Annotated in this window: 31 protein-coding genes; 29 read left to right on the top strand and 2 right to left on the bottom strand. The window is 38.9% G+C overall.

Annotation, left to right across the window (positions count from 1 at the left end; genetic code table 11):
* The first annotated feature begins 13 nt into the window (after positions 1–13).
* The 10 genes from guaB to rpmA all read left to right on the top strand — a co-directional run bounded on the left by guaB (position 14) and on the right by rpmA (position 7,419).
* Positions 14–1,459 carry an IMP dehydrogenase gene (gene guaB, locus SULAR_RS05810; RefSeq protein ID WP_008243951.1) on the top strand — a complete coding sequence of 482 codons (1,446 nt, stop codon included), beginning with the start codon at positions 14–16 and terminating at the stop codon, positions 1,457–1,459.
* Positions 1,460–1,595: 136 nt separating this feature from the next.
* Positions 1,596–2,858 carry an O-acetylhomoserine aminocarboxypropyltransferase/cysteine synthase family protein gene (locus tag SULAR_RS05805; protein ID WP_008243949.1) on the top strand — a complete coding sequence of 421 codons (1,263 nt, stop codon included), beginning with the start codon at positions 1,596–1,598 and terminating at the stop codon, positions 2,856–2,858.
* 183 nt (positions 2,859–3,041) lie between these two features.
* A complete protein-coding gene (locus tag SULAR_RS05800; RefSeq protein WP_008243947.1) occupies positions 3,042–4,136 on the top strand; it encodes a homoserine O-acetyltransferase in 1,095 nt (364 codons plus the stop codon).
* A gap of 81 nt (positions 4,137–4,217) precedes the next feature.
* The gene (gene xseB / locus SULAR_RS05795) at positions 4,218–4,427 is read left to right on the top strand and encodes an exodeoxyribonuclease VII small subunit (protein ID WP_038000198.1); all 210 of its coding nucleotides are present in this window, start codon (positions 4,218–4,220) and stop codon (positions 4,425–4,427) included.
* Positions 4,427–5,230 (top strand): carbon-nitrogen hydrolase family protein, encoded by an 804-nt coding sequence (locus tag SULAR_RS05790; RefSeq protein WP_008243942.1) that lies wholly within the window; start codon positions 4,427–4,429, stop codon positions 5,228–5,230. The genes xseB and SULAR_RS05790 overlap by 1 nt, the downstream gene beginning before the upstream one ends.
* 53 nt (positions 5,231–5,283) lie before the next feature.
* The gene (locus tag SULAR_RS05785) at positions 5,284–5,958 is read left to right on the top strand and encodes a ThiF family adenylyltransferase (RefSeq protein ID WP_008243940.1); all 675 of its coding nucleotides are present in this window, start codon (positions 5,284–5,286) and stop codon (positions 5,956–5,958) included.
* Between the two features lie 40 nt (positions 5,959–5,998).
* On the top strand, positions 5,999–6,334 hold the full coding sequence (locus tag SULAR_RS05780) for a hypothetical protein (RefSeq protein ID WP_008243939.1): 336 nt from the start codon (positions 5,999–6,001) through the stop codon (positions 6,332–6,334).
* A gap of 13 nt (positions 6,335–6,347) precedes the next feature.
* Positions 6,348–6,737: a RidA family protein gene (locus SULAR_RS05775; RefSeq protein ID WP_008243938.1), complete on the top strand. Its 390-nt coding sequence runs from the start codon at positions 6,348–6,350 to the stop codon at positions 6,735–6,737.
* Between the two features lie 112 nt (positions 6,738–6,849).
* Positions 6,850–7,155 (top strand): 50S ribosomal protein L21, encoded by a 306-nt coding sequence (gene rplU / locus SULAR_RS05770; protein ID WP_008243937.1) that lies wholly within the window; start codon positions 6,850–6,852, stop codon positions 7,153–7,155.
* A gap of 9 nt (positions 7,156–7,164) precedes the next feature.
* Complete coding sequence (rpmA, locus tag SULAR_RS05765; RefSeq protein WP_008243936.1) at positions 7,165–7,419, top strand: 50S ribosomal protein L27; 255 nt, start codon at positions 7,165–7,167, stop codon at positions 7,417–7,419.
* 28 nt (positions 7,420–7,447) lie between these two features.
* Here the strand turns inward: rpmA and SULAR_RS05760 are convergent, their stop codons facing one another.
* Positions 7,448–7,759: a hypothetical protein gene (locus SULAR_RS05760; protein WP_008243935.1), complete on the bottom strand. Its 312-nt coding sequence runs from the start codon at positions 7,757–7,759 to the stop codon at positions 7,448–7,450.
* Between the two features lie 136 nt (positions 7,760–7,895).
* Between SULAR_RS05760 and obgE the strand changes: the two genes are divergently transcribed.
* The 16 genes from obgE (at position 7,896) to SULAR_RS05680 (ending at position 20,662) form a co-directional block, all read left to right on the top strand.
* Positions 7,896–9,011: a GTPase ObgE gene (gene obgE, locus SULAR_RS05755; protein ID WP_008243934.1), complete on the top strand. Its 1,116-nt coding sequence runs from the start codon at positions 7,896–7,898 to the stop codon at positions 9,009–9,011.
* 9 nt (positions 9,012–9,020) lie between these two features.
* Entirely contained in the window at positions 9,021–9,782 is a 762-nt protein-coding gene (gene proB, locus SULAR_RS05750; RefSeq protein ID WP_008243933.1) for a glutamate 5-kinase, read from the top strand.
* Positions 9,783–9,811: 29 nt separating this feature from the next.
* On the top strand, positions 9,812–10,726 hold the full coding sequence (gene fmt, locus SULAR_RS05745; RefSeq protein ID WP_008243932.1) for a methionyl-tRNA formyltransferase: 915 nt from the start codon (positions 9,812–9,814) through the stop codon (positions 10,724–10,726).
* A complete protein-coding gene (locus tag SULAR_RS05740; RefSeq protein WP_008243931.1) occupies positions 10,707–11,342 on the top strand; it encodes a biotin--[acetyl-CoA-carboxylase] ligase in 636 nt (211 codons plus the stop codon). The genes fmt and SULAR_RS05740 overlap by 20 nt, the downstream gene beginning before the upstream one ends.
* Entirely contained in the window at positions 11,339–12,124 is a 786-nt protein-coding gene (locus tag SULAR_RS05735; protein ID WP_008243930.1) for a ParA family protein, read from the top strand. The genes SULAR_RS05740 and SULAR_RS05735 overlap by 4 nt, the downstream gene beginning before the upstream one ends.
* 2 nt (positions 12,125–12,126) lie before the next feature.
* A complete protein-coding gene (locus SULAR_RS05730) occupies positions 12,127–13,002 on the top strand; it encodes a ParB/RepB/Spo0J family partition protein (protein WP_008243929.1) in 876 nt (291 codons plus the stop codon).
* Positions 13,003–13,125: 123 nt separating this feature from the next.
* Entirely contained in the window at positions 13,126–13,548 is a 423-nt protein-coding gene (locus tag SULAR_RS05725; RefSeq protein ID WP_008243928.1) for a F0F1 ATP synthase subunit B, read from the top strand.
* Between the two features lie 12 nt (positions 13,549–13,560).
* Positions 13,561–14,103: an ATP synthase subunit B gene (locus tag SULAR_RS05720; protein ID WP_008243927.1), complete on the top strand. Its 543-nt coding sequence runs from the start codon at positions 13,561–13,563 to the stop codon at positions 14,101–14,103.
* Positions 14,103–14,627, top strand: a complete 525-nt coding sequence (locus SULAR_RS05715; RefSeq protein WP_008243926.1) for a F0F1 ATP synthase subunit delta — start codon at positions 14,103–14,105, stop codon at positions 14,625–14,627. The genes SULAR_RS05720 and SULAR_RS05715 overlap by 1 nt, the downstream gene beginning before the upstream one ends.
* A 23-nt stretch (positions 14,628–14,650) precedes the next feature.
* Complete coding sequence (gene atpA / locus SULAR_RS05710) at positions 14,651–16,165, top strand: F0F1 ATP synthase subunit alpha (protein ID WP_008243925.1); 1,515 nt, start codon at positions 14,651–14,653, stop codon at positions 16,163–16,165.
* Between the two features lie 12 nt (positions 16,166–16,177).
* Positions 16,178–17,065 (top strand): ATP synthase F1 subunit gamma, encoded by an 888-nt coding sequence (atpG, locus tag SULAR_RS05705; protein WP_008243924.1) that lies wholly within the window; start codon positions 16,178–16,180, stop codon positions 17,063–17,065.
* Positions 17,066–17,079: 14 nt separating this feature from the next.
* Complete coding sequence (gene atpD, locus SULAR_RS05700) at positions 17,080–18,480, top strand: F0F1 ATP synthase subunit beta (protein ID WP_008243923.1); 1,401 nt, start codon at positions 17,080–17,082, stop codon at positions 18,478–18,480.
* A gap of 29 nt (positions 18,481–18,509) precedes the next feature.
* Positions 18,510–18,896 (top strand): ATP synthase F1 subunit epsilon, encoded by a 387-nt coding sequence (gene atpC, locus SULAR_RS05695; protein ID WP_008243922.1) that lies wholly within the window; start codon positions 18,510–18,512, stop codon positions 18,894–18,896.
* 1 nt (position 18,897) lies between these two features.
* A complete protein-coding gene (locus tag SULAR_RS05690; RefSeq protein WP_008243921.1) occupies positions 18,898–19,473 on the top strand; it encodes a MotA/TolQ/ExbB proton channel family protein in 576 nt (191 codons plus the stop codon).
* A gap of 2 nt (positions 19,474–19,475) precedes the next feature.
* Positions 19,476–19,862, top strand: coding sequence for a biopolymer transporter ExbD (locus SULAR_RS05685; protein WP_008243920.1), 387 nt, complete (start codon positions 19,476–19,478; stop codon positions 19,860–19,862).
* Complete coding sequence (locus SULAR_RS05680; protein ID WP_008243919.1) at positions 19,859–20,662, top strand: TonB C-terminal domain-containing protein; 804 nt, start codon at positions 19,859–19,861, stop codon at positions 20,660–20,662. Before SULAR_RS05685 ends, SULAR_RS05680 begins: the two co-directional genes overlap by 4 nt.
* Before the next feature lie 5 nt (positions 20,663–20,667).
* Here the strand turns inward: SULAR_RS05680 and amrA are convergent, their stop codons facing one another.
* The gene (gene amrA / locus SULAR_RS05675) at positions 20,668–21,222 is read right to left on the bottom strand and encodes an AmmeMemoRadiSam system protein A (protein WP_008243918.1); all 555 of its coding nucleotides are present in this window, start codon (positions 21,220–21,222) and stop codon (positions 20,668–20,670) included.
* A 133-nt stretch (positions 21,223–21,355) separates the two neighbouring features.
* Here amrA and tolB point away from each other — a divergent pair, with 133 nt between their 5' ends.
* The 3 genes from tolB to SULAR_RS05660 all read left to right on the top strand — a co-directional run bounded on the left by tolB (position 21,356) and on the right by SULAR_RS05660 (position 24,011).
* Positions 21,356–22,609 (top strand): Tol-Pal system protein TolB, encoded by a 1,254-nt coding sequence (gene tolB, locus SULAR_RS05670; RefSeq protein WP_008243917.1) that lies wholly within the window; start codon positions 21,356–21,358, stop codon positions 22,607–22,609.
* Between the two features lie 66 nt (positions 22,610–22,675).
* Complete coding sequence (locus tag SULAR_RS05665) at positions 22,676–23,191, top strand: OmpA family protein (RefSeq protein WP_008243916.1); 516 nt, start codon at positions 22,676–22,678, stop codon at positions 23,189–23,191.
* A gap of 7 nt (positions 23,192–23,198) precedes the next feature.
* On the top strand, positions 23,199–24,011 hold the full coding sequence (locus tag SULAR_RS05660) for a tol-pal system YbgF family protein (protein WP_008243915.1): 813 nt from the start codon (positions 23,199–23,201) through the stop codon (positions 24,009–24,011).
* The last annotated feature ends 2 nt before the right edge of the window (positions 24,012–24,013 follow it).

Here is a 24,013-nt window from a genome sequence, read left to right as displayed (position 1 = left end):
AGGAAATAAAAAAATGAGAATTAAAAAAAGAGCATTAACATTTGAAGATGTATTACTAGTACCACAACATTCAGTTGTGCTTCCTAAAGAAGTTTGTTTAAAAAGTAACTTGACCAAACGTGTAACATTGAATACACCTATCGTTTCTGCAGCGATGGATACTGTCACTGAGTACAAAGCAGCGATCGCTATGGCACACCTGGGTGGTATCGGAATCATTCATAAAAATATGGATATAGCAACACAGGCTAAGCAAATTATGAAAGTAAAGAAGTCTGAGAGCGGTATTATCATCGATCCAATATTCATAGGTCCAGATAAGACAGTGGCAGATGCGGATGCATTGATGGGCGAATATAAGATCTCTGGTGTACCTGTAGTGGATGATGAGTTGAAACTTATAGGGATCATCACAAACCGTGATATGCGTTTTATCACTGATATGAGTTTGAAAATTGCTGATGTGATGACAAAAGCTCCTTTGATAACGGCAAAAGTAGGTATCACTCTTGAGGAAGCAGCAAAGGTATTGCAAGAGCATAAGATAGAAAAACTGCCAATCATCGATGACAATGGCGTACTTCAGGGGCTTGTGACCATTAAAGATATCGAGAAAAAAGAGAGATTCCCTAATGCAAATAAAGATCAGCATGGACGTTTAAGGGTAGGTGCAGCGATCGGTGTAGGTCAGATTGATCGTGCGACTGCACTGGTAGAAGCAGGGGTAGATGTGATCGTACTTGATTCTGCACATGGGCACTCACAAGGTATCATCGATACATTGAAACTCATTAAAAAAACACTTGATGTCGATGTGATCGCAGGGAATATTGCAACTGGGGCAGCTGCACAGGATCTTATTGATGCAGGTGCTGATGCAGTTAAAGTGGGTATCGGACCTGGGTCAATCTGTACGACTCGTGTCGTTGCAGGTGTGGGTGTACCTCAAATATCAGCAATTGATGAAGTGGCACAAGTAGCAAATAAAGCAGGTGTACCTGTGGTCGCTGATGGTGGTATCAGATACTCTGGTGATGTAGCAAAAGCCTTAGCTGTAGGTGCCAGCTCAGTGATGTTGGGTTCTGCTCTTGCAGGAACCTATGAAGCACCGGGTGATATGATCCTCTTTAACGGAAGACAGTTTAAAGAGTATAGAGGTATGGGAAGTATCGGTGCGATGACCAAAGGAAGTACAGACCGTTACTTCCAGGAAGGTACCGCAGCAGATAAACTTGTACCGGAGGGGATTGAAGGACGTGTGCCTTACAGAGGGCGCATTGCGGATGTTGTGCATCAAATGGTAGGTGGACTTCGTTCATCTATGGGGTACTGCGGTTCGGAGTCGATCAAAGTATTCTGGGAAAAAGCGGAATTCGTTGAAATTACTTCTGCCGGACTTAGAGAGAGTCATGTGCATGATGTGACGATCACCAAAGAATCTCCAAACTATTCTTCTTAAAGATTCTCATCATAATCCCCGTATGTGATACGGGGATTCCTTTCGTCTATAAATACGATATCTTTTCTTCCAATTAATCCTCTCTTCAAGCAAGCACAAGCTATAATTTACCTATATTATGAAATAAGGAATTGTAATGCACGAACAAACACTGGCCGTCCATGCAGGATATGAGAAAGATGCACAAGGGACTATGGCAGTACCTATCTACCAAAGTACAGCGTATGAGTTTAGAGATACGGAACATGCAGCGAATCTCTTCGCACTGAAAGAGCTTGGAAATATTTATACACGTCTTATGAACCCTACTACGGATGTGTTTGAAAAACGTTTTGCGGCACTGGAAGGTGGAGTGGCTGCGATCGGGACTGCATCTGGAATGTCGGCTATTTTTTACGCTATCGCAAACGTGGCTGAAGCGGGTGATAATATCATCGTCGCAAAACAAGTGTATGGCGGAACAACGACACTTACCGGACATACGATCAAACGTTTTGGTATCGAGACACGTTACTTTGATGTGAGAAATCCCTCAGAGATAGAAGCTTTGGTTGATGAGAGAACAAAGATCATACTTTTTGAGAGTATTACAAATCCGAGTATTGATGTGGCTGATTTTGATGCTATCGTGGCTATCGCAGAAAAACACGGTATCTTGACTTGTGTGGATAATACTGTTGCAACACCAGTGTTATGTAAACCCATAGAACATGGTGTGGATCTGAGCGTACATAGTACAAGTAAATATACGACAGGACAAGGGTTGGCACTCGGTGGTATTATCGTTGAACGCGAGAATCTGGTAGAGAAGATCAAGGGTAATGCACGTTATGATCACTTTAACACTCCAGATGCGAGTTATCATGGACTTGTGTACTCTGATGTACCTCTTCCTATTTTTACACTGAGAGTACGTTTGGCACTTCTACGTGATCTTGGTGGTGCACCAAGTCCATTTAACTCATGGTTGCATATTCAAGGTCTTGAGACTCTGCCACTACGAATGAAACAGCATTCCAGTTCTGCACTTGCTATAGCAGAGTTTTTAGAGGCACATCCAAAGGTGAAAAAAGTGAATTATCCAGGGTTAAAGTCAAGTGATCAAAATCCATTAGTTCAAAAGTACTTTAAAGAGGGGATGGCAAGTGGTCTTCTTTCATTTGAAGTCGAGAGTAAAGAGTTGGCACAGAGTATTGCTGATGCTACAGAGATCTTTGCGGTGGTTGTAAATATTGGTGACAGTAAATCGATCATCACTCACCCTGCAAGTACGACCCACCAGCAACTTTCAGCCAAGGAGCTTGAAGAGGCTGGTGTTCCTGGAGGTTTAGTACGACTGAGCGTAGGTATAGAAGATACACAAGATCTTATCGATGATTTGGCAAAAGCACTTGGATAGTTATAAAGCGCAAATTAGATAAAATACGACAAAATAATATAATGAATGGACATGATGCTTGTATGTGACCCCGTCGCATGAGCCAGGAGTTGAAGTTATCGCTAGTATATCATTCTGTATGTCATAGTGACAATAGGGTTTTTGGCTTAGCTCAAAAATGTCCAATAAATAAAAAAGCAGTCTATGGAAATCACAACTAAAACAGCACAATTTAGCTCTCCTCTCTACCTCGAGAGTGGGCGTATCTTAGAACCGTATGAGATCGCCTATGAGACATATGGAGCGTTAAACGAAGAGAAATCCAATGTTATTTTAGTCTGTCATGCCCTAAGTGGTTCCCATCATGCAGCCGGAACCTATGAAGGTGAACGAAAGGCCGGATGGTGGGATGGACTGATCGGTGATGGTAAAGCGGTCGATACCAACAAATATTTTGTGATCTGTACCAATGTGATAGGGTCATGTTTTGGCTCGACAGGACCTATGAGTAACAATTATCCCAGTGAAGACCCTTATAGACTTCGGTTTCCTGTAGTGACCATCAAAGATATGGTACGTGCACAGATGCATCTTCTCTCGCAATTAGGTATTTATCATGTACGTGCGATCATAGGTGGTTCTATGGGAGGTATGCAGGCACTGCAGTTTGCTGTGGACTACCCTAACTTTGCAGATGAGATCATCTCTCTTGCCGCGACATATGCAACAAGACCCTGGACCATCGCATTTAACAAAGTGGCAGTTGAAGCGATCAGAAGAGATCCTCGCTTTAATCATGGTAACTATGAGAAAGATGCATTCAAAGAGGAAGGACTGGATGGATTGGCTATAGGACGTATCGCAGGGCATATCTCTTACCTAGCACCGGACTCTATGGATAATAAGTTTGGACGTAACTATGTGAACAATGATGGACTTTTTGAACTCTTCGGACGTTATGAAGTCGAGAGATACATGGAGTACAATACCAATAACTTCTCACGTATATTTGATCCGCTTTCCTATCTATATATAGTAAAAGCAATCAATACATTTAATTTAAGTCGTGGATATGATTCGTTACATGATGCGGTTCTACGTATTAAAGCCAATGTGCATTTGATCAGTTTTTCATCTGATTATCTCTTTTTCCCTTGTGAGATGGAACATATCGCAAAAATGATGGAACGTAATGGACAGTCACATACGTATTTGGAAGTTCAGAGTAGTTATGGACATGATGCCTTTTTAGTGGAGTTAGATAAATTTGAAGACCATATTAAGGATGTATTGCAATGAAATTACCTGAATTGTTAAATGAAGCTTTAGTGAGAGGAATTGGAGATGAGCTTTGCTTATCTCCAAGGAGAAAGGGATAATATGAAAAATGAAACATTTGAAGAAAAACTAGAACATTCAAAAGAATTGCTTGAAAAATTGATGAATCCCGAGATCACACTTGAAGAGTCGGTCAAACTGTATGAAGAAGGTTTAAAAAATATCAAAGAGGCACAGACACTGATAGAAGAAGCTAAAACAAAGATCACAGTGATAGAACAGGCCAATCAAAACAGAGGAGATACTCAGTAATGGCACAACTTGTTGTAGCTGCACTCCAATTACCAACATTGGGTATGAATGCAACAAGGCTTGAGTTTTATCTCAAGCAAGCCAAGCAGAGAAATGCAGAGGTCATGCTGCTTGGTGAGTATGTACTGAATCATTTTTTTAAAGAGTTTGCTACGATGTCACCCAATATGGTGAAAGAACAGACGCGCAAACATACAGAACTGCTTAAACATCTTGCGCAAAAATATGATATCGTCTTTGTTGCTCCTATTATTGTCACGAAAAAAGATGGATATCATAAAACCATTGTGAAGATCACGCCTAAGACTACAAGATACTATGAACAGCAAATCCTTCTTCCTTATGCACATTGGAATGAAAAAAAGTTTTTTGCCAATCCTATCACAACACTAAAGGATCCTATGACCTTCAATATCAAAGGATTCAGAGTGATGGTCATGGCCGGATTTGAACTTCATTTTGATCATTTCTGGCAAAGAGCAACGGAAAAAAAGATAGATCTTGTATTGCTTCCTACCGCTTCAACATTTGGATCCCATAACCGTTGGAGAGAGATCATCAAAACCAAAGCCTTTTTACATGGATGTTATATACTGAGAGCAAATCGCTTAGGTGAGTACAGTGATGATGAAGTCAAATGGAAATTTTATGGTGACACGATGCTTGTTTCTCCAGAGGGGGAAATAGAGATGATGCTGGAAGATAAAGAGTCTATGCTGGTTGAGGTGATAGATAAAAGTGAAGTGCTGGAACACAGAAAAGCATGGGCGTTTGAAAAAGAGTTGCAGTTAAGAATGGGTTAATTCTTTCTTGCCAAGAGAAAGACTTTGATAAAAATGTATAAAAAGGATTTGATATGACACCAGAGCAATATTTTAACAGACAAATACAGTTATGGGGTGAGGCTACACAAAAATCACTTCAAAATAAAAAGATAGCCATCATTGGTTCTGGTGGTCTGGGTTCTACTTTAGCGATGGCACTAGGTACTTCAGGTATAGGTGAGATACACATGGTGGATTTTGATATCGTCTCAAATCATAACATCCATAGACAGATCGCATTTACACTGAAGGATGAAGGAAAAAATAAAGCCAAAACTGTAGCTGCATTGATAGAATCTAAAAACCCATTTGTCAAAGCGCTTGCTTTTGATATGGATTTTGATGCCTTCAAAGAATTGGGAAACACGTATGACCTCATACTTGATGCCACAGATAATCTTCCGGTAAGAAGTGAGATAGATAAGCATGCCAAAGCAACCCATACACCTTGGATTTATGCAAGTGTTGAAGAGTTTAACGGACAGGTCTGTTTCTTTGATCAGGCAAATTTTCAAGTATTCAATATTTCTGATCATAAACCTGGCGGTATTACAGCTCCTATCGTGATGCACATCGGATCTCTACAGGCAAATTTGGCATTACGCTATCTTGCCGGGCTTTCTGTGACAAAAGATAAACTCTATTATCTCTATTTCAATGATGAGGGCGAGTTAATGACACAAAAATTTGGTATGCCAGAGGCGTAAACCTAAAACAAATAGTGTTAAAATATGATAAAGGATCACTATGAAACTTAAAACATTATTTATATCAGGAATGATTTTGTTCTTTGCCGGGTGTACACAAGAGACTCAGAACAGTTTGAGCCGTTCACTGCAAAACTGGACAGGAACCAATGGTGTACTTGATATCTATGCCGGTGATAAACTGGTACATAAGTTCATCAAAATAGATAAACTTTCAACCGCGTATGGAAGTAGTGACAGTAAGCAAAGACCGTATCGTTACGGGTATGGAATTGATGATCTAAACTTTAACGGTAAAAAAGATGAAGGGGAGAAGAAAGTCTATTTTGAATTTTCTGATTACTCAACATCATATATATTTTATGAAAGAAATTAAGGAGAACAAGTAAATGAAATTTATTTCGACAAACGAAGCACCCGCAGCAATAGGACCATACTCACAAGCAGTGGTGGCAAATGGATTCATCTATACCTCAGGACAGATCGCATTGACACCGGAAGGTGTGATGGCTGCAGATGATGTAGAGAACCAAACACATCAAGTGATGAAAAATCTTTTTTATGTACTTGAAGCAGCTGGAGCACACTTTAATGATGTGATCAAGACAACGATCTTTTTGGCAGATATGAATGACTTTGAAAAAGTCAATGCGATCTATGCGCATTATTTTGGTACACATAAACCAGTACGTAGCACAGTAGCGGTTAAAACACTTCCAAAAAATGCACTGGTTGAGATAGATTGTATAGCAATTGCCGGAGCGGATTATACTTACTAGAGACAAAAGTAGGGAATACCTAAGGAAAGTCGTTTAGTTTAAAAAAATATTAAAACAACTTTGGGTATAATCACGAACTTTTTAAAAAACAATAGATATAAAGGGTTTTGCAATGTACGCAATCATTAAAGCAAGTGGCCAACAATTTAAAGTTCAAGAGGGTGATATCATCTGTTTTGACAACATGAATCTTGAGCCAAAAGCAGCGGTAGAGTTTAAAGAAGTTCTAGCGCTAGACAACGGTGAATTAACTGTGGGAGCTCCTTTCGTAGAGGGTGCTGTAGTTAAAGGTGAAGTAATCAATGAAGGTAGAGATAAAAAAGTTATCATCTACAAGAAAAGAAGAAGAAAAGATTCAAAACTTAAAAGAGGTTTCAGAAGAGACTTTACAAGAGTTAGAATTACTAAAATAGCATAAGGAGATCAGATGGCACACAAGAAAGGACAAGGGTCCACTCAAAATAACCGTGATTCAGCTGGACGTCGTTTAGGCGTTAAAAAATTTGGTGGTGAAGCAGTTATCCCAGGTAACATTATCATCAGACAAAGAGGAACTAAAGTTCACCCAGGTAATGGTGTAGGAATGGGTAAAGACCATACTATATTTGCACTTATCGAAGGTGTAGTGAAGTTTGATAACAAATCTGCTACTCAAAAGAAAGTTTCAGTAGTACCTGCATAATCCCTTTATAAGTCCGACTGGTTCGGGCTTATTTATCCATATTTTCCTCATACTCTTCTATCACCAATAGATGTTTGCATCTATTACGTCCTAAGAACCAACCATTATTATAATTTTGATCGTTATTAAAAAGCATATGTGATTTTGAATACGTGCCTTTAGATGTGGTACACCCATCAATAATACCTTTTTGATAGTTTACAGGTAAGTCTTTACCAAAATAGATACCGCTATGATAATATCCATTTTGATGTACAGGTTCTTTTTTTGAGCTACAACCTGTAAGATAGAATAATAGACTTCCAATGATGAAGAATGAGATAGATGTTCGATGAAACATATATTCGCCTTTTAGATCAAATATAAAAATTATAGCGATTCTTCCCCTAATTTAGGTATAATTTCATAATTCATATACTCTACTCATATACATAAGGTATATATGGTAGTTTTTTTCACAAGATTAAAGGTTATAAATGTTTGTAGATAGTGTAGAACTAACAGTTAGTTCTGGTAAAGGTGGTGCGGGTGCCATCTCTTTTTGGACAGAAAAGTTTGTCTCTAAAGGTGGTCCCGATGGTGGTGACGGAGGACGCGGAGGTTCTGTGTTTTTCAAAGTAGACAATAATACAGATACTCTCTCGGCACTTCGTGGACGCAACCATATTAAAGCAGAGAATGGTCGTCCCGGAGAAGGACGTAAGTGTTATGGTCGCAAGGGACACGACACCATTATCACGGTTCCTCCTGGCACAACAGTCGTTGATATGGAGACAGGTGAAGAGCTTCTTGACCTGGTCAATGAAGGAGAAGTGGTTCTTTTCCTTGAAGGGGGTAAGGGTGGTTTAGGAAATATGCACTTTAAAAGTTCAAGTAACCAAAGACCGACCTATGCACAGCCTGGACTTCCAGGGATCACCAAACATGTAAGACTTGAAATGAAACTCATTGCAGATGTAGGTTTAGTAGGATATCCAAATGTAGGAAAATCCACATTGATCTCTACACTTTCCAATGCACGACCTCAAGTAGCCAATTATGAGTTTACAACACTGACACCGAAACTCGGTGTGGTGCATGTAGGTGACTTCGATTCTTTCATGATGGCTGATATACCTGGTATTATTGAGGGTGCCAGTGATGGTAGAGGCTTGGGCTTGGAATTTTTGAAGCATATTGAAAGAACAAAAACATTGCTTCTTATGATCGATGCGGCAAATTACCGAGAGATGAAGTATCAGTATGAGACGCTTCTGGTTGAATTAAAACGTTATTCTGAAACACTTGCTACACGAAAGCATGCGATCGCTATTACCAAAATTGATTCACTTTCACAAGAGGAAGTGAATGTTTTGACAGAAACATTCTTAGCGGACATAGGTTTGGAAGCAAATAATACACTACAGAAATATAAAGCAGATACAAACTATCTAAGTTATGGATTTAAGACTGATTTTGGTCTACAACTGCCAGAAGAGAAACCATTTTTTGTACTTCCTATCTCATCTGTAGCACACTTAAATACGGAAGCACTGCGTTATGCGATCAGTGATTTTGTCAAAATGGTCAAAGTAGAACAAGAAGCTGAGTAAGTAGGTCTAATGAAAAGAATAGTCATTAAAGTGGGTTCCCATGTTTTAACAGAAAATGGTGCCATTGCTAAACCACGTATGCTGGCACTGGTACAATTAATAGCCGAACTGAAAACACATCACTATGATGTGATCTTGGTGAGTTCAGGTGCAGTATCTGCAGGTTATACTCAATTACCACTTGATCGAAGTCAAGTCGCAAACAAACAGGCACTGGCTGCGATAGGCCAGCCACTCCTTCTCAAAATGTATCAGGAGAAGTTTGCCAGGTTTAATTTACTCTGTTCTCAAGTACTTTTGAGTGCAGATGTGTTTGGCGAACCTGAACACATCGCACATGCGAAAAATGCAATAGATACATTGTTAAAAAATAATGTGGTACCTATCATCAATGAAAATGATACCGTCAGTATCGAAGAATTGGTTTTTGGAGACAATGACAGACTCTCTGCACATGTGGCACACTACTTTGATGCCTCACTTCTTGTCATACTCTCAGATATCGATGCTTTTTATGATAAAGATCCAAATAAATATGACGATGCCAAACGAAGAGTAGTAGTCAATAGACTAGCAGAGGATGAACTCAACGCTGAACATACGCCCAATAATGAATTTGCAACAGGTGGAATTGTGACGAAACTACAATCTGCAGATTTTTTAATGAAACAGGGCAGAGAGATGTTTTTGGCAAGTGGATTTGATCTGGGTGATGTGAAAGCATTTCTTGTAGACGGTGAGCATAAGGGTGGAACACTTTTTAAAGCCTAAACACGTGAAGTTATAAAAAGAAGAATGGAATGAAATACAAAATAGTTTACATGGGAACACCCCACTATGCAAAAGAGATACTCAAGACACTGATAGAAGCTGAAGATATGGAGGTCTCTCTAGTACTCACACAACCAGACCGTCCTGTGGGACGTAAGAAAGTGTTGACAGCACCTCCTGTGAAAGAGTTGGCATTAAAGCATGGTATTGATGTCCTTCAGCCTCATCGCTTAAGTGATGAGGGTATTGAAGATACGATCAAAGCGTTGAAACCTGATTTTATTGTGGTGGCGGCATTTGGACAGATACTGCCTAAAAGTATATTGGATATTGCCCCTTGTATTAATTTGCATGCTTCACTTTTACCTCAGTATAGAGGTGCTTCTCCTGTACAGCAATCTCTGCTTCACGGTGACACCAAAACGGGTGTCACTTCCATGCTGATGGAGGAAGGACTGGATACGGGTCCCATGCTTGAAAAGATTGAGTTTGTTATCCCCGAAGATATGCGTCTTCATGCACTCATGGCACAATTAACCTCTGATGCCTGCAGACTGACACTTAGCACTATTAGAAATTTTGAGAATATCACACCTCAAGTACAAGATGAAACCGAAGCAACACTCTGTAAAAAGATCAAAAAAAGTGATGGCGAAGTAGATTTCTCAGATGCAAGTGTCATCTATAATAAATACCGCGCATTTGAAGGTTGGCCGGGTATTTTTGCTGCGAATGGTACAAAATTTGACGGACTATCTCTGGCAGATACAGGATCACATAACAAGGCATTTGAGATTCTCTCTTTTATAGATGAAAGTGTAGTAGTCGGTTGCCTGAAGGGATCTTTGCAGATCGAAACGATCCAGCCTGCATCAAAAAAGGCAATGTCAGCCAAAGCATATTGTGTAGGAAGGGGGCTAAAAGTTGGAGATAGTATCATTTGATACGCTTGCTTCTACACAAACCTATCTTTTGGAACAATTAAAGAAGCAAAGCGTGCAAGCCCCTTTGGCCGTGATCGCCAATCAACAGTATTCCGGTATAGGAAGCCGTGATAACTCTTGGTCAGGAGGAGAAGGAAACTTTTTTGCCTCCATCGCCGTGAACTTGGAGGATCTGCCTAAAGATCTACCGCTTGAATCTGCTTCTATTTATTTCTCTTTTATCATGAAACAAACACTTGAGGCACATGATGAAAATATCTGGTTAAAATGGCCTAATGATTTCTATTTAAATGATGAAAAAATAGGCGGTACAATTACAAAAAAATTCAAAAATACGTTAGTATGTGGAATGGGAATAAATTTAAAAGATTCTCAAAATGGCTACAGAGCCTTAGAATGCGATATTTCAGCTCAATTTCTACTGGAAAAGTACCTTTTGGCACTCGAAAAATTTCCAAAATGGAAGGAAGTTTTTAGAGAGTATGAGATAGAATTTGAACTAAGCAGAAAGTTTTCAGTGCATATTGAAAACGATAAAAAGAGCTTGTCAGATGCGACTTTATGTGCAGATGGCTCTTTAATGATAGAGGGGAAGAGGGTGTTTAGTTTACGATGAGTGAGATAATTAGTATAGCCAACCAAAAGGGTGGCGTAGGAAAAACAACAACAGCAGTCAATCTGGCAGCCTCTTTGGCTGAAAAAGGGAAGAAGGTCCTTCTTCTTGATATTGATCCACAGTCCAATGCAACAACAAGTTTAGGTTTTAGCAGAGGGGATTATGAATATAATATCTATCATGTACTGATTGGAAGTAAAAAACTTTCAGAAGTGATCCTTAAAACTGACGTTAAAAACCTTAAACTTGTGCCTTCTAACATTGGGTTGGTCGGTATAGAAAAAGAGTTTTATAATCCTAAGGCAAAAAACAGAGAATTATTCCTGAAAGGAAAACTTCAAGAGGTTGCTTCTAAATTTGATTTTATTATTATAGATTCACCTCCGGCATTAGGACCTATTACCATTAATGCGTTGAGTGCATCTGATTCAGTGATCATACCGATCCAGTGTGAGTTTTTTGCATTGGAAGGATTGGCACAGCTACTCAATACGGTAGGGCTTTTGAAAAAGACGATCAACCCGAAACTCAAGATCAAAGGTTTCTTGCCTACAATGTACTCTGGTCAGAATAATCTTTCTAAACAGGTGCTGGCTGATTTGAGCCATCATTTTAAAGACAAACTTTTCCATGTAAAAAAAGGGAAAGGGTGTATCGTTGTACCACGAAATGTCAAGATCGCAGAGAGTCCGAGTTTTGGCAAACCAGTGACTTCATATGCTGCAAGTTCAAAAGGTTCTGTAGCCTATAGAGATCTTGCAACCGTCATCGCAAGAGGTTAGGTATGGCATTAGGCAGAGGACTAGGAGAGATCCTTTCTGAAGTAGAAGAGGCGTATGAAAGAGACTTAAGTGATATTGACAGTTTTGAGCTTGAGTCTCAAGGTGCTAGGGTAGAAGAGATCGCTGTTGAAAGTATTGCAGCAAACCCTTTTCAGCCGCGTAAACATTTTGATGAACAAGCCCTCAAAGAGTTAAGTCACTCTATTGTAGAGCATGGACTGCTTCAGCCTATCGTTGTGATAGAAAAAGGGGATGGGTATCTTCTTATCGCCGGTGAGCGTCGTCTTAGAGCACACAAGCTTGCAAAACTTAACACGATAAAAGCCATTATTGCCAATGTGGATATCGATGAAATAAGACTGCGTGAACTTGCGCTGATCGAAAATATACAAAGAGAGAACCTCAATGCAATAGAACTGGCAAACTCTTATGCAGAATTGATAGAAGTACATAATATCACACATGATGACCTCTCATCTATTGTACACAAAAGCCGTTCACAGATCACCAATACCATGCGTCTTCTAAGCCTCTCTTCTTATGCCCAGGAGCAGCTTGTTGAGGGAAAGATATCACAAGGTCATGCAAAGGTCCTGGTCGGACTTGATGAAAAGAAACAAAAAATTGTGATAGACAGTGTCATCGGCCAGAAACTGAGTGTACGTGATACAGAAAATATGGTCAAGAATCACAAAGAGAGTGGTTCTGTGCCTATATCCAAACCAGCAACTGTGAAGTTATTGGATAAGTATGCTGATGTGTTATCTGAGACTCTACCTTTTAAATATAAGCTCAAAGCAAAAAGTATTGAAATCAGTTTTGAGAATGACAAAGAGGTTGAAAAGTTTTTAGCACAGTTACAAGCCAAGAATGGGTAGAAGATAAACACTTTATTTAAACAAAATCTATAATTCCTCTTTATATTTAAAATACTCAAAGATTTTAATCATATCCTCATGTCAATAATGATAGAATAACGCGAAATTACATGAGGAGTTTTAATGCTTGACATACAACCACCATTGATGTTGTTCGTATTGGCTTTGTTTCTAACCCTACTTGTTCTTTTAAATAATATGCTATTTCAGCCATTGGTGAAATTTATGGATGACAGAGATCACTCTATAGCAAAAGATTTAGAAGCTGCAAAAGGTCTTAGCGGTAACAGCGACGAACTAAATGCAAAGGCAGATGAAATTATCAGCAATGCTAAAAATGAAGCTGCTGGAATCAGACAGAAAGCAATTGATGATGAAAAAACATTGGCTGCAAGTAGAATTGAGACCAGACAAAATGAACTAGAAACTGAGTATAACAAATTCGTAGAAAAGCTAAACTCTGACAAAGAGAACCTTAAAAACTCTCTTCTTTCTCAAATGCCTCTTTTCAAAGAGAGCCTAAAAGCTAAATTTAGCAAATTATAGGAAGGGATGAAGATGAAAAAAATAGTACTATTGTCTTTGTTTATGGTACCTGCTATGCTTTTAGCTAGTGGTGATGCTGAATCAAGCCGTTACTTTGCTCAAACTGGTAGAGAATCAGACTTTTGGCCAAGAGTGATCAACTTTACGATCTTTGCATCTTTGCTTTACTATTTGATCGCGAATCCGATCAAAAACTTTTTTAAAGGCAGAAGTGAAGGTATCGCAGAGCAATTGAATGAGATCGAAAAGAAACTTCAAGCAGCTAAAGATGAGAAAAAAGAAGCGCAGAATCGTTTAGATGAAAGTAAAAAGAGAGCAGAAGAAATTCTTGCTGATGCAAAAGCAGAAGCGATTCTCTTAGCAGAAAAGATCGCGACTGCAAATCAAAATGAGTTGGCTCTTTTAGATAAGCAACTTGAAGAGAAAATGTCTCTAGAAGAGAGAAAAGCTGCAAGAGAAACAATCGATGAGATCTTAAGTGAGAATATCACTGCAGATGACATCATGTTGGATGAAGCTAAAGTGGTTGAAATTATTTCTAAGAAGGTGGCGTAATGGAAGAGTTAATTGCCAAAAGATATGCAAAAGCACTTTCTTCAGTATCTAAAGACATCGCAGGTGTTTTAGAAGTACTTAATGTACTTAGTGAAGTGGTGAACAGCAGAGAGATCAAGTCTACATTGACATCTCCGATTATTTCAAGTGAAAGTAAGACAGAAATGATCTTATCTGCACTTGGTGAGAGTGATGTAGCACTTGTGAACTTTATTAAGATTTTAGGTGAAAACGGAAGACTTGATCTTATCCCTGCTATTACAAAAGTATTGAATTCGGATCAGCAAAGAGTTTCAAATGAGTATGAAGGTGTATTAAAAAGTGCATCATCATTGAATGAAGCTGAATTGGCTAATCTTGAAGAAACACTTAAAAAGTATACAGGTTCAACGATCAAATTGACACAAGAAAAAGGTGACTTTGACGGGGTACGTGTTGCAGTCGATGATTTGGGTATAGAGGTAAACTTCTCTAAGCAGAGAGTTAAAGAACAATTAATTGATTTCATTAAGAAATCTTTGTAGTTATCTAATAGAAAGGAGTATCAGTGGCAGTTAAATTGCAAGCAGATGAGATAAGTTCGATCATCAAAGAAAGAATTGAGAATTTTGAAATTGATGTTGACATCAATGAAGTAGGAAAAGTAGTAGGTATCGCAGACGGTATTTCAACAGTATATGGTCTTAACAATGTTATGGCCGGTGAAGTTGTAGAGTTTGATAATGGTGCTAGAGGACTTGTATTAAACCTTGAAGAAGCAAACGTTGGTGTTGTTGTTCTTGGTTCAAGTGCAGGTATCAAAGAAGGTATGAGCGTTAAAAGAGCAGGAGACCTTCTTAAAACACCAGTAGGTGACGGTATGATGGGTAGAGTAGTGAACCCACTTGGTGAGCCTGTAGACGGTAAAGGTGCAGTTGAAGCAACTGAGCACAGATTTATCGAAGAAAAAGCACCAGGGATCATGGCTAGAAAATCAGTTCATGAACCGCTTCAAACAGGTATCAAAGCGATCGATGCACTAGTACCGGTTGGTAGAGGACAAAGAGAGCTTATCATTGGTGATAGACAAACAGGTAAAACTACTTTGGCTATTGACACGATCATCAACCAAAAAGGTCAAGATGTAGTATGTATTTATGTTGCAATTGGTCAAAAACAATCAACAGTAGCTGCTACAGTGAAAAAACTTGAAGAGCATGGTGCAATGGATTACACGATCGTTGTAACTGCTGGTGCAGCTGATTCTTCAGCACTTCAGTTCCTAGCTCCTTATGCTGGTGTAACAATGGCTGAATATTTCAGAGACAATGGTAGACATGCTGTGATCTTCTATGATGACCTTTCTAAGCACGCTGTTGCATATAGAGAGATGTCATTGATCCTTAGAAGACCTCCAGGTAGAGAAGCGTATCCAGGTGATGTATTCTACCTTCACTCAAGACTACTTGAAAGAGCTGCAAAGCTTTCTGATGAACTAGGGGCTGGTTCTATTACTGCATTCCCTATCATTGAAACACAAGCAGGTGATGTTGCGGCGTATATTCCGACAAATGTTATCTCTATTACTGATGGTCAGATCTTCCTAGAAACTGATCTATTCAACTCAGGTATCAGACCAGCAATCAACGTAGGTCTTTCTGTATCAAGAGTTGGTGGTGCTGCGCAGATCAAAGCAACAAAACAAGTATCTGGTACATTGAGACTTGATCTTGCTTCATTTAGAGAACTTCAGGCATTTGCACAATTTGCATCTGATCTTGATGACTATACAAGAGGTCAGCTTGAACGTGGTCAGAGAATGGTAGAGGTACTTAAACAAGGACCTTATCAGCCAGTTGCAATTGAGAAACAAGTTGTGATCATCTTTGCTGGTGCAAATGGATACCTTGATGATATCCCTGCATCTTCTGTAACAAAATTTGAAGCAGACCTTATGCCATTTATGGAAGCAAAATATGCGAATATTCTTGATGCAATCAGAAGTGAAAAGAAGATCTCTGATGATACAGATGGAGAATTACGTAAAGCTATCGAAGATTTCAAAGCTTCATTCGCTGGATAAGAAAGGCTTAATATGGCTAATTTAAAAGAGATAAAGCGTAAGATTGGAAGTGTAAAAAACACACAAAAAACCACTAACGCTATGAAGCTTGTCTCTTCTGCTAAACTAAAAAGAACAGAAGAGCTTGCTAAAAGATCTAGAGTCTATGCTGATAAATTGACAGGTCTATTGAATGAGATCGCTCAAAAAATGCAGCAGTCTAATGCTGACGGTATAGATAATGTCTATTTTAAGGATGCACAAAATCCTAAGATGGTAGACATTGTATTTATTACAGCAGATAAAGGTCTTTGTGGTGGTTTTAATTCACAAACAATCAAAAGAGTAAACAAGTTGGTTGCTGAGTATAAAGCACAAAATGTGAAAGTACGTCTTAGAGCAGTAGGTAGAAAGGGTATCGATTATTTTAAATTCAATAATTTTGAATTAAACAATGAAATCGTAGGACTTTCTGCTGCACCAGACTTTGGCCAAGCTGCAGAGTTTATCTCTGAAGTGGCTGACTCTTATGTGAATGGTGAGACAGATAAGATCATTTTGGTACACAACGGTTATGTAAACATGATCACTCAAGAAGTAAGAGAGGATCAGGTTTTACCAGTAGATTCGTCAAAATTAAAACTTGATGTGGTTTCAACTTCAGAATTGGAAGTAGAACCAGATGATGACGATACACTACTTGATGCATTGGTTAAGCGTTATATTGAGTATACAATGTATTACTCACTTATCGATTCATTGGCTGCAGAACACTCTGCACGTATGCAAGCGATGGATGCGGCAACAAGCAATGCTAAACAAATGGTAAAAGACCTTACTGTGAAGTATAACAAAGCAAGACAAGAAGCGATTACTACTGAACTCATCGAGATCATCAGTGGTATGGAATCAATGAAATAATTAGAGGAGAAGTAATGACAGGTAAAATAGTACAAGTCTTAGGTCCCGTTATCGATGTGGATTTTACAGACTATCTACCGGAAATCAATGAAGCGTTAGAAACTACGTTCATGGTTGATGGTAAAGAGCAAAAATTGGTTTTAGAAGTAGCAGCACAACTAGGTGATAACAGAGTTAGAACAATTGCTATGGATATGAGTGAAGGATGTGTTAGAGGTCAAGAAGTGAAAGCAACTGGTGACTCTATCAAAGTTCCTGTAGGTGAAGAAGTACTTGGACGTATCTTCAACGTTATCGGTGATCCTATCGATGAGGCTGGTGATGTAAATGCAAAAGAGTACTGGTCGATCCACAGAGCACCACCAGCATTTGAAGAGCAAAGTACAAAAACAGAAGTATTTGAGACAGGTATCAAAGTTGTTGACCTTCTTGCTCCTTACAACAAAGGTGGTAAAGTTGGACTCTTCGGTGGTGCAGGTGTTGGTAAAACCGTCATTATTATGGAACTTATTAACAACGTTGCAATGAAACACAGTGGATATTCTGTATTTGCCGGTGTTGGTGAAAGAACACGTGAGGGTAATGACCTTTACTACGAAATGAAAGAATCAAACGTACTTGACAAAGTTGCACTGTGCTACGGTCAAATGTCAGAGCCTCCGGGAGCAAGAAACAGAATCGCACTTACTGGTCTTACTATGGCTGAGTACTTCAGAGATGAAATGGGTCTTGATGTATTGATGTTTATCGATAACATCTTTAGATTTGCGCAATCAGGTTCAGAGATGTCTGCACTTCTTGGTCGTATCCCTTCAGCCGTTGGTTACCAGCCGACATTAAGCAGAGAGATGGGTGCACTTCAAGAGAGAATTACATCAACAACTAAAGGTTCAATTACTTCTGTTCAAGCAGTATATGTACCAGCGGATGACTTGACTGACCCGGCTCCAGCTTCTGTATTTGCTCACTTGGATGCAACAACAGTACTTAACAGATCGATTGCTGAAAAAGGTATCTATCCTGCGGTTGATCCATTGGATTCAACTTCAAGAATGCTTGATCCGCAAATTATTGGTGAAGATCACTACAATATCGCTAGAGGCGTACAGCAGATCCTTCAAAAATATAAAGATCTTCAAGATATTATTGCGATCCTTGGTATGGATGAGCTTTCTGAAGATGACAAACTTGTTGTTGAAAGAGCAAGAAAGATTGAAAAATACCTTTCTCAGCCATTCCACGTTGCTGAAGTATTTACAGGTTCTCCGGGTGTTTATGTTACACTTGAAGATACACTGGAAGGATTTAAAGGTCTTATCGAAGGTAAATATGACGATATGAATGAAGCTGCGTTCTACATGGTAGGAAATATGGCTGAAGCTATTGCTAAAAACGATAAGATTAACGCTAAGTAATCTTAGTTCTTGTCTTATAAAGGATAATTATGGAACTTATGAAGCTAGAAATAGTCACACCGAACGGTGTGATTTTTGACGCTGAAGTAAAACAGGTAACATTGCCAGGGTCAGAGGGTGAATTCGGTGTTTTAGCCCATCACGCTACTTTGGTATCATTACTTGATACAGGTGTCATTGTGATCGATAAAGCAGACGGGAGTGAAGTAGCTGTTGCTATTAACTCTGGGTATGTAAAAGTCGATGAAGAGAAGACAACTTGTATCGTAGATGGTGCAGTAGCGCTTTCTGGTGCGGATAGTGATCTTGCTCAAGCACTTGAAGCAGCAAAAGAGTTACTTAAGAGTGCTGAATCTTCTAGTACAGCTATCGCAGCTGCGGTAAGCAAAGTAGAACACATCGGAAAGTCTTTATAACTTGAACTCTCTCGCTACTTATTTCTTTGAAAGCAGTGCAATTACTATATTTGTACTGCTTTTACTCTCAGGATATTTTATTGCTACATTTTGGGTATTTTTGGATAGATTTTATATCTTGAATGCACGTATCGCATCTGAAGCAAAATCACTGAAGGCACTTTACACAGGTCAGTCAAAATCAGTGGCCAGTAACTCACTTATTTTTACTTATCTGTCTCGTGTGAATGTACCCAATAAAGCGATACTCCAAGCTGCATCGTCTGATGCTATACGTGTCTCTACCAAGGGACTTACTTGGCTCTCAATTATCGCTTCTACTTCGCCATTTATCGGTCTTTTCGGTACGGTGGTAGGGATACTTGAAACCTTTACAAAACTAGGAGCACAATCAAGTGCATCTTTGAGTGTCGTAGCACCAGCGATATCTGAAGCACTTATAGCGACTGCAGCTGGTATTGCCGTAGCGATATTTGCGTATTCGTTTCATTTGATACTGAAACGCAAGGCTTATGAGTTAAGTTCACTGCTCTCTTCTCAATCAGAAGTGATCCTCTCTCAGGTTAACGAGGAGTAGTCATGTTTAGTTGGGATGATGATCCAGACTTGAACATTACACCGCTTGTTGATGTGATGCTTGTATTGATGGCTATACTTATGGTCACGGCTCCTACGATTACTTTTCAAGAACAGATTACACTGCCTCATGGCTCTAAAACTGTTAAAGTCGAAAAACCAAAAACACTTACGATCCGTATGGATAAAGATCAAAAGATCTATCTTGGTAAAGATACCTACGCTTTAGATACTTTTGCAGATGATTTTGTGAATCAGGCAATCAAGTATGATAAAAACTCTGAAGTCTATATACGTGCAGATGAGAGTTTGAAATATAAAAATATTATGTATCTTCTTAAAAGCGTGAAAGCAGCAGGTTTCGAGAAGGTTTCTCTGATAACATTATGATCAAAAAGTCATCTACACTTATTTCAGGATTGTTGGCTGTTGGCATCTATATAGGTGTCATCGCTTTGATACTATTTTATTTCAATACACGTGAAGAAAAAAAACCGGTGCATTTTGTGAAGAAAAATGAAGATCGTATACGTGTCTCAATGAGTGATCCCAAAACCCAGGTAAAAAAAGAGATCAAACAGGTACCTAAGAAAGTAGTGAAACCTAAGCCTAAGCCAAAACCAAAACCTAAAGAAGCTGTGAAGAAGAAAGTGGTTGAGAAAAAGGTGATTAAAGAAAAAGTGGTTAAAAAAGCAAAGGTTGTTAAAAAGAAAAAAGATGTTAATACAACCAGGCCCAAAAAGTTAAACAAACCAAAAGACCTGTTTGCAAATATTACGTCTAAAAAGAAAATTGAAAAGCCTAAACCGGTTAAGCCAGCACCTGTAAAGCCTAAAAAACCTGATATGACTAAAGTTGCAAAGAAACCTAGTGCAAGTGATTTGGTTTCTGATTCATTAAAGATACAAAAAAAGAGTGATGTTGGTATCGAGAATGCCTATTTGGCTAAGATAGAGGAGAAACTCAAAGGGTGGCCGGCACAAAGCGAATATGCAGGTGAGAAGGCAAAAGTATGGCTCAAAGTAGAGCCTAATGGCAGATTTGAATACAAAGTGATCACTGCATCTGGGAATGAAGCTTTTAACAGTGGCCTTATGGCTTATTTGGAGCAGTTGCAAACGATAGGATTTGGTCCGCATAAGGGAAACAGGGCCTATGAATTAGAGGTTGAATTTGTAGCGACTGAATAGACTGATTATTCTTCCTGATAGACTTTGACTCTATAGGTAGAGATCTCAGGATGATGTGAGAGACAGTCATGGCCAAGGTTTGCTTTAAGGCATAAGCTGGAGAAGAAATCATCAAAGTGCGGTAACTGTTCCCAAACCTGAGGTAAATACGTCGCTTGTCTACCATCTAGTTTCAGTACGACACCATCCTGAAAAGGAATGACTTTATTTTTTAAGTCCTCTATATCACTATATTGTACTATGTGTGGCTCTGAAAGAATAGAGACTTCCAGTTTGATCTGATCCAATTCTTCTGTACTAAGCGGTAAAAACCGGGGATCATACAGAGCAGCAGCCTGTGCATTATGTATGATGTCTTCATAGAGTGGACGATGGGCCTGCAGTGAACCTATGCATCCGCGTAGTTGTCCATGGGTTTTTGTGTTAAGGGTAACAAAAGCAGCACCTTTTTCTTTAAGAGCCGGATAGGTTTTTAAAGCATCTTCCAGATCAAAATCTGCAGGTTGATTCAGTGCCGCTGAAATAGCAGCTTTGGCTAAGGCTATCACTATATCATTCAACGTATACTCCTTTATTTTTTATTTTATCATAAATTCAATACACTCAAAATATTTTGATATTAATTAATGAATATTTTAAGCGAGCAAGGATACAATATAGACCACAACACACACTAAAAATAGAGGAATATTTTTGAGATATTTATTAGTTATTTTCGCATCAATGACCTTTTTTACATTAAACGTTTTCGGGGTAGATGCAACACTGAAAATAGAAAAAGATGTAGAACAACGTGCACGTATTGCGCTTATGGATGGTTCATCTGAACAGAGCAGTAAAGTGTTTAATATTTTACTTTCAGATCTTAAGGTCTCAGGACATTTTTTAGCCGACAATACACACCATATCGGTGAGATTTCTTCTGATTATATTATACCGGCTCTGAAAAGCCAGGAGTATGTCATTAAGTATGCGATGGACCAACGATCCGGTGCAAAACTTCTGGTACGGCTTTTAAAAGCATCCAACGGTACACAGATCTTTAAAAAAAGCTATGCGATCTCTTCAAAAGAAAAAATGCCGTTTCTTATACATAAAGCGATAAGTGATATTAACAATATTTTGCAATATCCAAGTATCTCTTGGATCAATCGTTATGTTGCCTATGCTGTTTATACAACACCAGGACGCAGTGAAATACGATTGGCTGATTATACCTTCAGTTATAAAAAAACCATTATCAAAGGTGGATTGAACCTTTTCCCTAAATGGGCGGACAGAGCACAGAGAAATATTTATTATACTTCTTACAAAGGTACACTTCCTACACTCTATAAGCTCAACATCTATAATGGGACAAAAACGAAGATAGCAAGTTCTGAAGGAATGCTGGTCTGTTCTGATGTCAATAATGATGGTTCAAAACTTTTACTTACGATGGCACCTGAAGGACAGGCAGATATCTACGAATATGATCTTGCATCCAAATCAAAAAAAAGGATAACGACTTTTAAAGGTATTGATGTGAACGGCAGGTATGTAGATGATGAGAGTCGTATTGTTTTTGTCTCTAACCGTTTGGGCTATGCAAATGTATTTAAAAAGTCTATATCGGGTGGACCGACCTCTCAAGTGGTCTATCACGGGCGTAACAACAATTCCTGTGATGCTTATGGAGATAAAATAGTCTACTCCAGCAGGGAGAGCAGTAATGCATTTGGGGATAATACCTTTAATCTTTACCTTACCTCTACAGGAAGTTCAGACACAAGACCGATCACAACAACCGGCTCAAATCAGTTTCCTCGTTTTTCTACGGATGGATCTGTGATACTCTTCCTTAAACAGAGAGGTCGCAGCTCTTCCATAGGATATACGAATTTGACAAGTCAGCAGAGTTTACTTTTCCCGTTCAACGACAGAAAAGTTCAATCCATTGATTGGTAATACATTTTTTTCAGAAAGTCATGTAATGACTGCTCTGATACTATTTTAATACAAAAAGGATACACAATGACACATAAACTACTTTTAACTACATCACTCATTTCATTACTTTTGATCGGATGTGCACAACCTGCACCCGATTTAGCAGGTAAAAACAATATTTCTGATGCAAACCATATCGAAGGTGATACGGTTAGTATAGATGAAAATACCTATGGTTCAGGCTCTACTGCAAATTATAACAGCAGCAGCGATGGTTTCAAAAGTATCTATTTTGGTTTTGCAGACTATTCGATCTCTCCGGATATGGAAAACAATATGAATCATAATATAGAGGTAGCCAATACTGCAGCTTCTAAAATAAAAATAGAAGGTAACTGTGATGAATTTGGTACAGATGAGTACAATTATGCCCTGGGCTTAAAGCGTGCAAAAGCAGTAAGAGACAGTATCGCAGCACAGGGGATCGATCCAAGTAGAATGGTAATGGTGAGTTTTGGTGAGAGTAATGCTGTATGTACTGAAACCAGTGACAGCTGTTATCAAAGAAACAGAAGAGTTGACATTCGTTTAGTAAAGTAGGCTGGAGATGAGAGGTATACTAAATAGGGTTGCAGTACAGAGTGTTTGTATGATTTTTGCAAGTACTCTTTTGGTACATGCCGAACCTTCTGTGTACGGGTTTGGAACGGATGAACCAACGGTAAATGAACAGACTACAGGAAGCAGTAATACCAGTGTAGCTTCCCTACAGCAACAAATTGCTGAGCAAAATGAAAGAATAGACGGACTGACTACGATCATAGAGGGATTGAGTGCTTCCATCCATGAGTTGCAGCAGTCCAGAAGCACAGCCACCTCTTCTATGGAGACGAATGAATCATCCAACACCGCTTTGCTTCAAAAGTTAGCCGCTATGATCGATGAGATCAACGCGAACTATGTCAGTAAAGAAGAGTTTCAGAATGTTTTGGGTCATAAAAGTCAGGCAAAAAGTACCACAGAAACACTCCCTACAGCAAATGGATCCACTGAGGGTAAAACCAATGCACAACTCTACAGTGAAGCGGTACGGTATTTTGTAAAAAAACGCTATGATGAAGCAGCAAAAAGATTTACGATCACCGATACAAAAGGCTATAAGCCTGCAGCATCAAACTATTATTTGGGAGAAATAGCCTATTACACCAAGAAGTATGAAGATGCGATATTTTATTTTAAAAAGAGTGCAGGTATCTATGACAAGGCTTCCTATATAGATACACTGCTACTGCATACCGCTGTTTCCCTTGAAGAGACTGGCGATAAAGGTCAGGCAAAAGCATTTTATGAGAATATTATAGAGAACTACAAGGGTAAGAAAACGGCAAAGATCGCTAAAGAAAGATTGAAAAAACTTTAGGA

The organism is Sulfurovum sp. AR (genome assembly GCF_000296775.1).
In the GTDB taxonomy this organism is placed as follows: domain Bacteria; phylum Campylobacterota; class Campylobacteria; order Campylobacterales; family Sulfurovaceae; genus Sulfurovum; species Sulfurovum xiamenensis.
Note: the sequence above shows the minus strand (reverse complement) of the source record. Positions and strands in the feature narration are given on the sequence as shown.

Coding starts and splice junctions, on each gene's coding strand:
- SULAR_RS05775 (WP_008243938.1), top strand. CDS start 6,348: ATGAAATTTATTTCGACAAACGAAGCACCCGCAGCAATAGGACCATAC.
- SULAR_RS05665 (WP_008243916.1), top strand. CDS start 22,676: ATGACACATAAACTACTTTTAACTACATCACTCATTTCATTACTTTTG.
- atpC (WP_008243922.1), top strand. CDS start 18,510: ATGGAACTTATGAAGCTAGAAATAGTCACACCGAACGGTGTGATTTTT.
- fmt (WP_008243932.1), top strand. CDS start 9,812: ATGAAATACAAAATAGTTTACATGGGAACACCCCACTATGCAAAAGAG.
- guaB (WP_008243951.1), top strand. CDS start 14: ATGAGAATTAAAAAAAGAGCATTAACATTTGAAGATGTATTACTAGTA.
- SULAR_RS05805 (WP_008243949.1), top strand. CDS start 1,596: ATGCACGAACAAACACTGGCCGTCCATGCAGGATATGAGAAAGATGCA.
- SULAR_RS05760 (WP_008243935.1), bottom strand. CDS start 7,759: ATGTTTCATCGAACATCTATCTCATTCTTCATCATTGGAAGTCTATTA.
- SULAR_RS05685 (WP_008243920.1), top strand. CDS start 19,476: ATGTTTAGTTGGGATGATGATCCAGACTTGAACATTACACCGCTTGTT.
- proB (WP_008243933.1), top strand. CDS start 9,021: ATGAAAAGAATAGTCATTAAAGTGGGTTCCCATGTTTTAACAGAAAAT.
- obgE (WP_008243934.1), top strand. CDS start 7,896: ATGTTTGTAGATAGTGTAGAACTAACAGTTAGTTCTGGTAAAGGTGGT.
- rpmA (WP_008243936.1), top strand. CDS start 7,165: ATGGCACACAAGAAAGGACAAGGGTCCACTCAAAATAACCGTGATTCA.
- SULAR_RS05715 (WP_008243926.1), top strand. CDS start 14,103: ATGGAAGAGTTAATTGCCAAAAGATATGCAAAAGCACTTTCTTCAGTA.
- SULAR_RS05790 (WP_008243942.1), top strand. CDS start 4,427: ATGGCACAACTTGTTGTAGCTGCACTCCAATTACCAACATTGGGTATG.
- SULAR_RS05660 (WP_008243915.1), top strand. CDS start 23,199: ATGAGAGGTATACTAAATAGGGTTGCAGTACAGAGTGTTTGTATGATT.
- SULAR_RS05785 (WP_008243940.1), top strand. CDS start 5,284: ATGACACCAGAGCAATATTTTAACAGACAAATACAGTTATGGGGTGAG.
- SULAR_RS05730 (WP_008243929.1), top strand. CDS start 12,127: ATGGCATTAGGCAGAGGACTAGGAGAGATCCTTTCTGAAGTAGAAGAG.
- SULAR_RS05725 (WP_008243928.1), top strand. CDS start 13,126: ATGCTTGACATACAACCACCATTGATGTTGTTCGTATTGGCTTTGTTT.
- rplU (WP_008243937.1), top strand. CDS start 6,850: ATGTACGCAATCATTAAAGCAAGTGGCCAACAATTTAAAGTTCAAGAG.
- atpG (WP_008243924.1), top strand. CDS start 16,178: ATGGCTAATTTAAAAGAGATAAAGCGTAAGATTGGAAGTGTAAAAAAC.
- SULAR_RS05735 (WP_008243930.1), top strand. CDS start 11,339: ATGAGTGAGATAATTAGTATAGCCAACCAAAAGGGTGGCGTAGGAAAA.
- xseB (WP_038000198.1), top strand. CDS start 4,218: ATGAAAAATGAAACATTTGAAGAAAAACTAGAACATTCAAAAGAATTG.
- SULAR_RS05720 (WP_008243927.1), top strand. CDS start 13,561: ATGAAAAAAATAGTACTATTGTCTTTGTTTATGGTACCTGCTATGCTT.
- SULAR_RS05680 (WP_008243919.1), top strand. CDS start 19,859: ATGATCAAAAAGTCATCTACACTTATTTCAGGATTGTTGGCTGTTGGC.
- SULAR_RS05780 (WP_008243939.1), top strand. CDS start 5,999: ATGAAACTTAAAACATTATTTATATCAGGAATGATTTTGTTCTTTGCC.
- atpD (WP_008243923.1), top strand. CDS start 17,080: ATGACAGGTAAAATAGTACAAGTCTTAGGTCCCGTTATCGATGTGGAT.
- SULAR_RS05800 (WP_008243947.1), top strand. CDS start 3,042: ATGGAAATCACAACTAAAACAGCACAATTTAGCTCTCCTCTCTACCTC.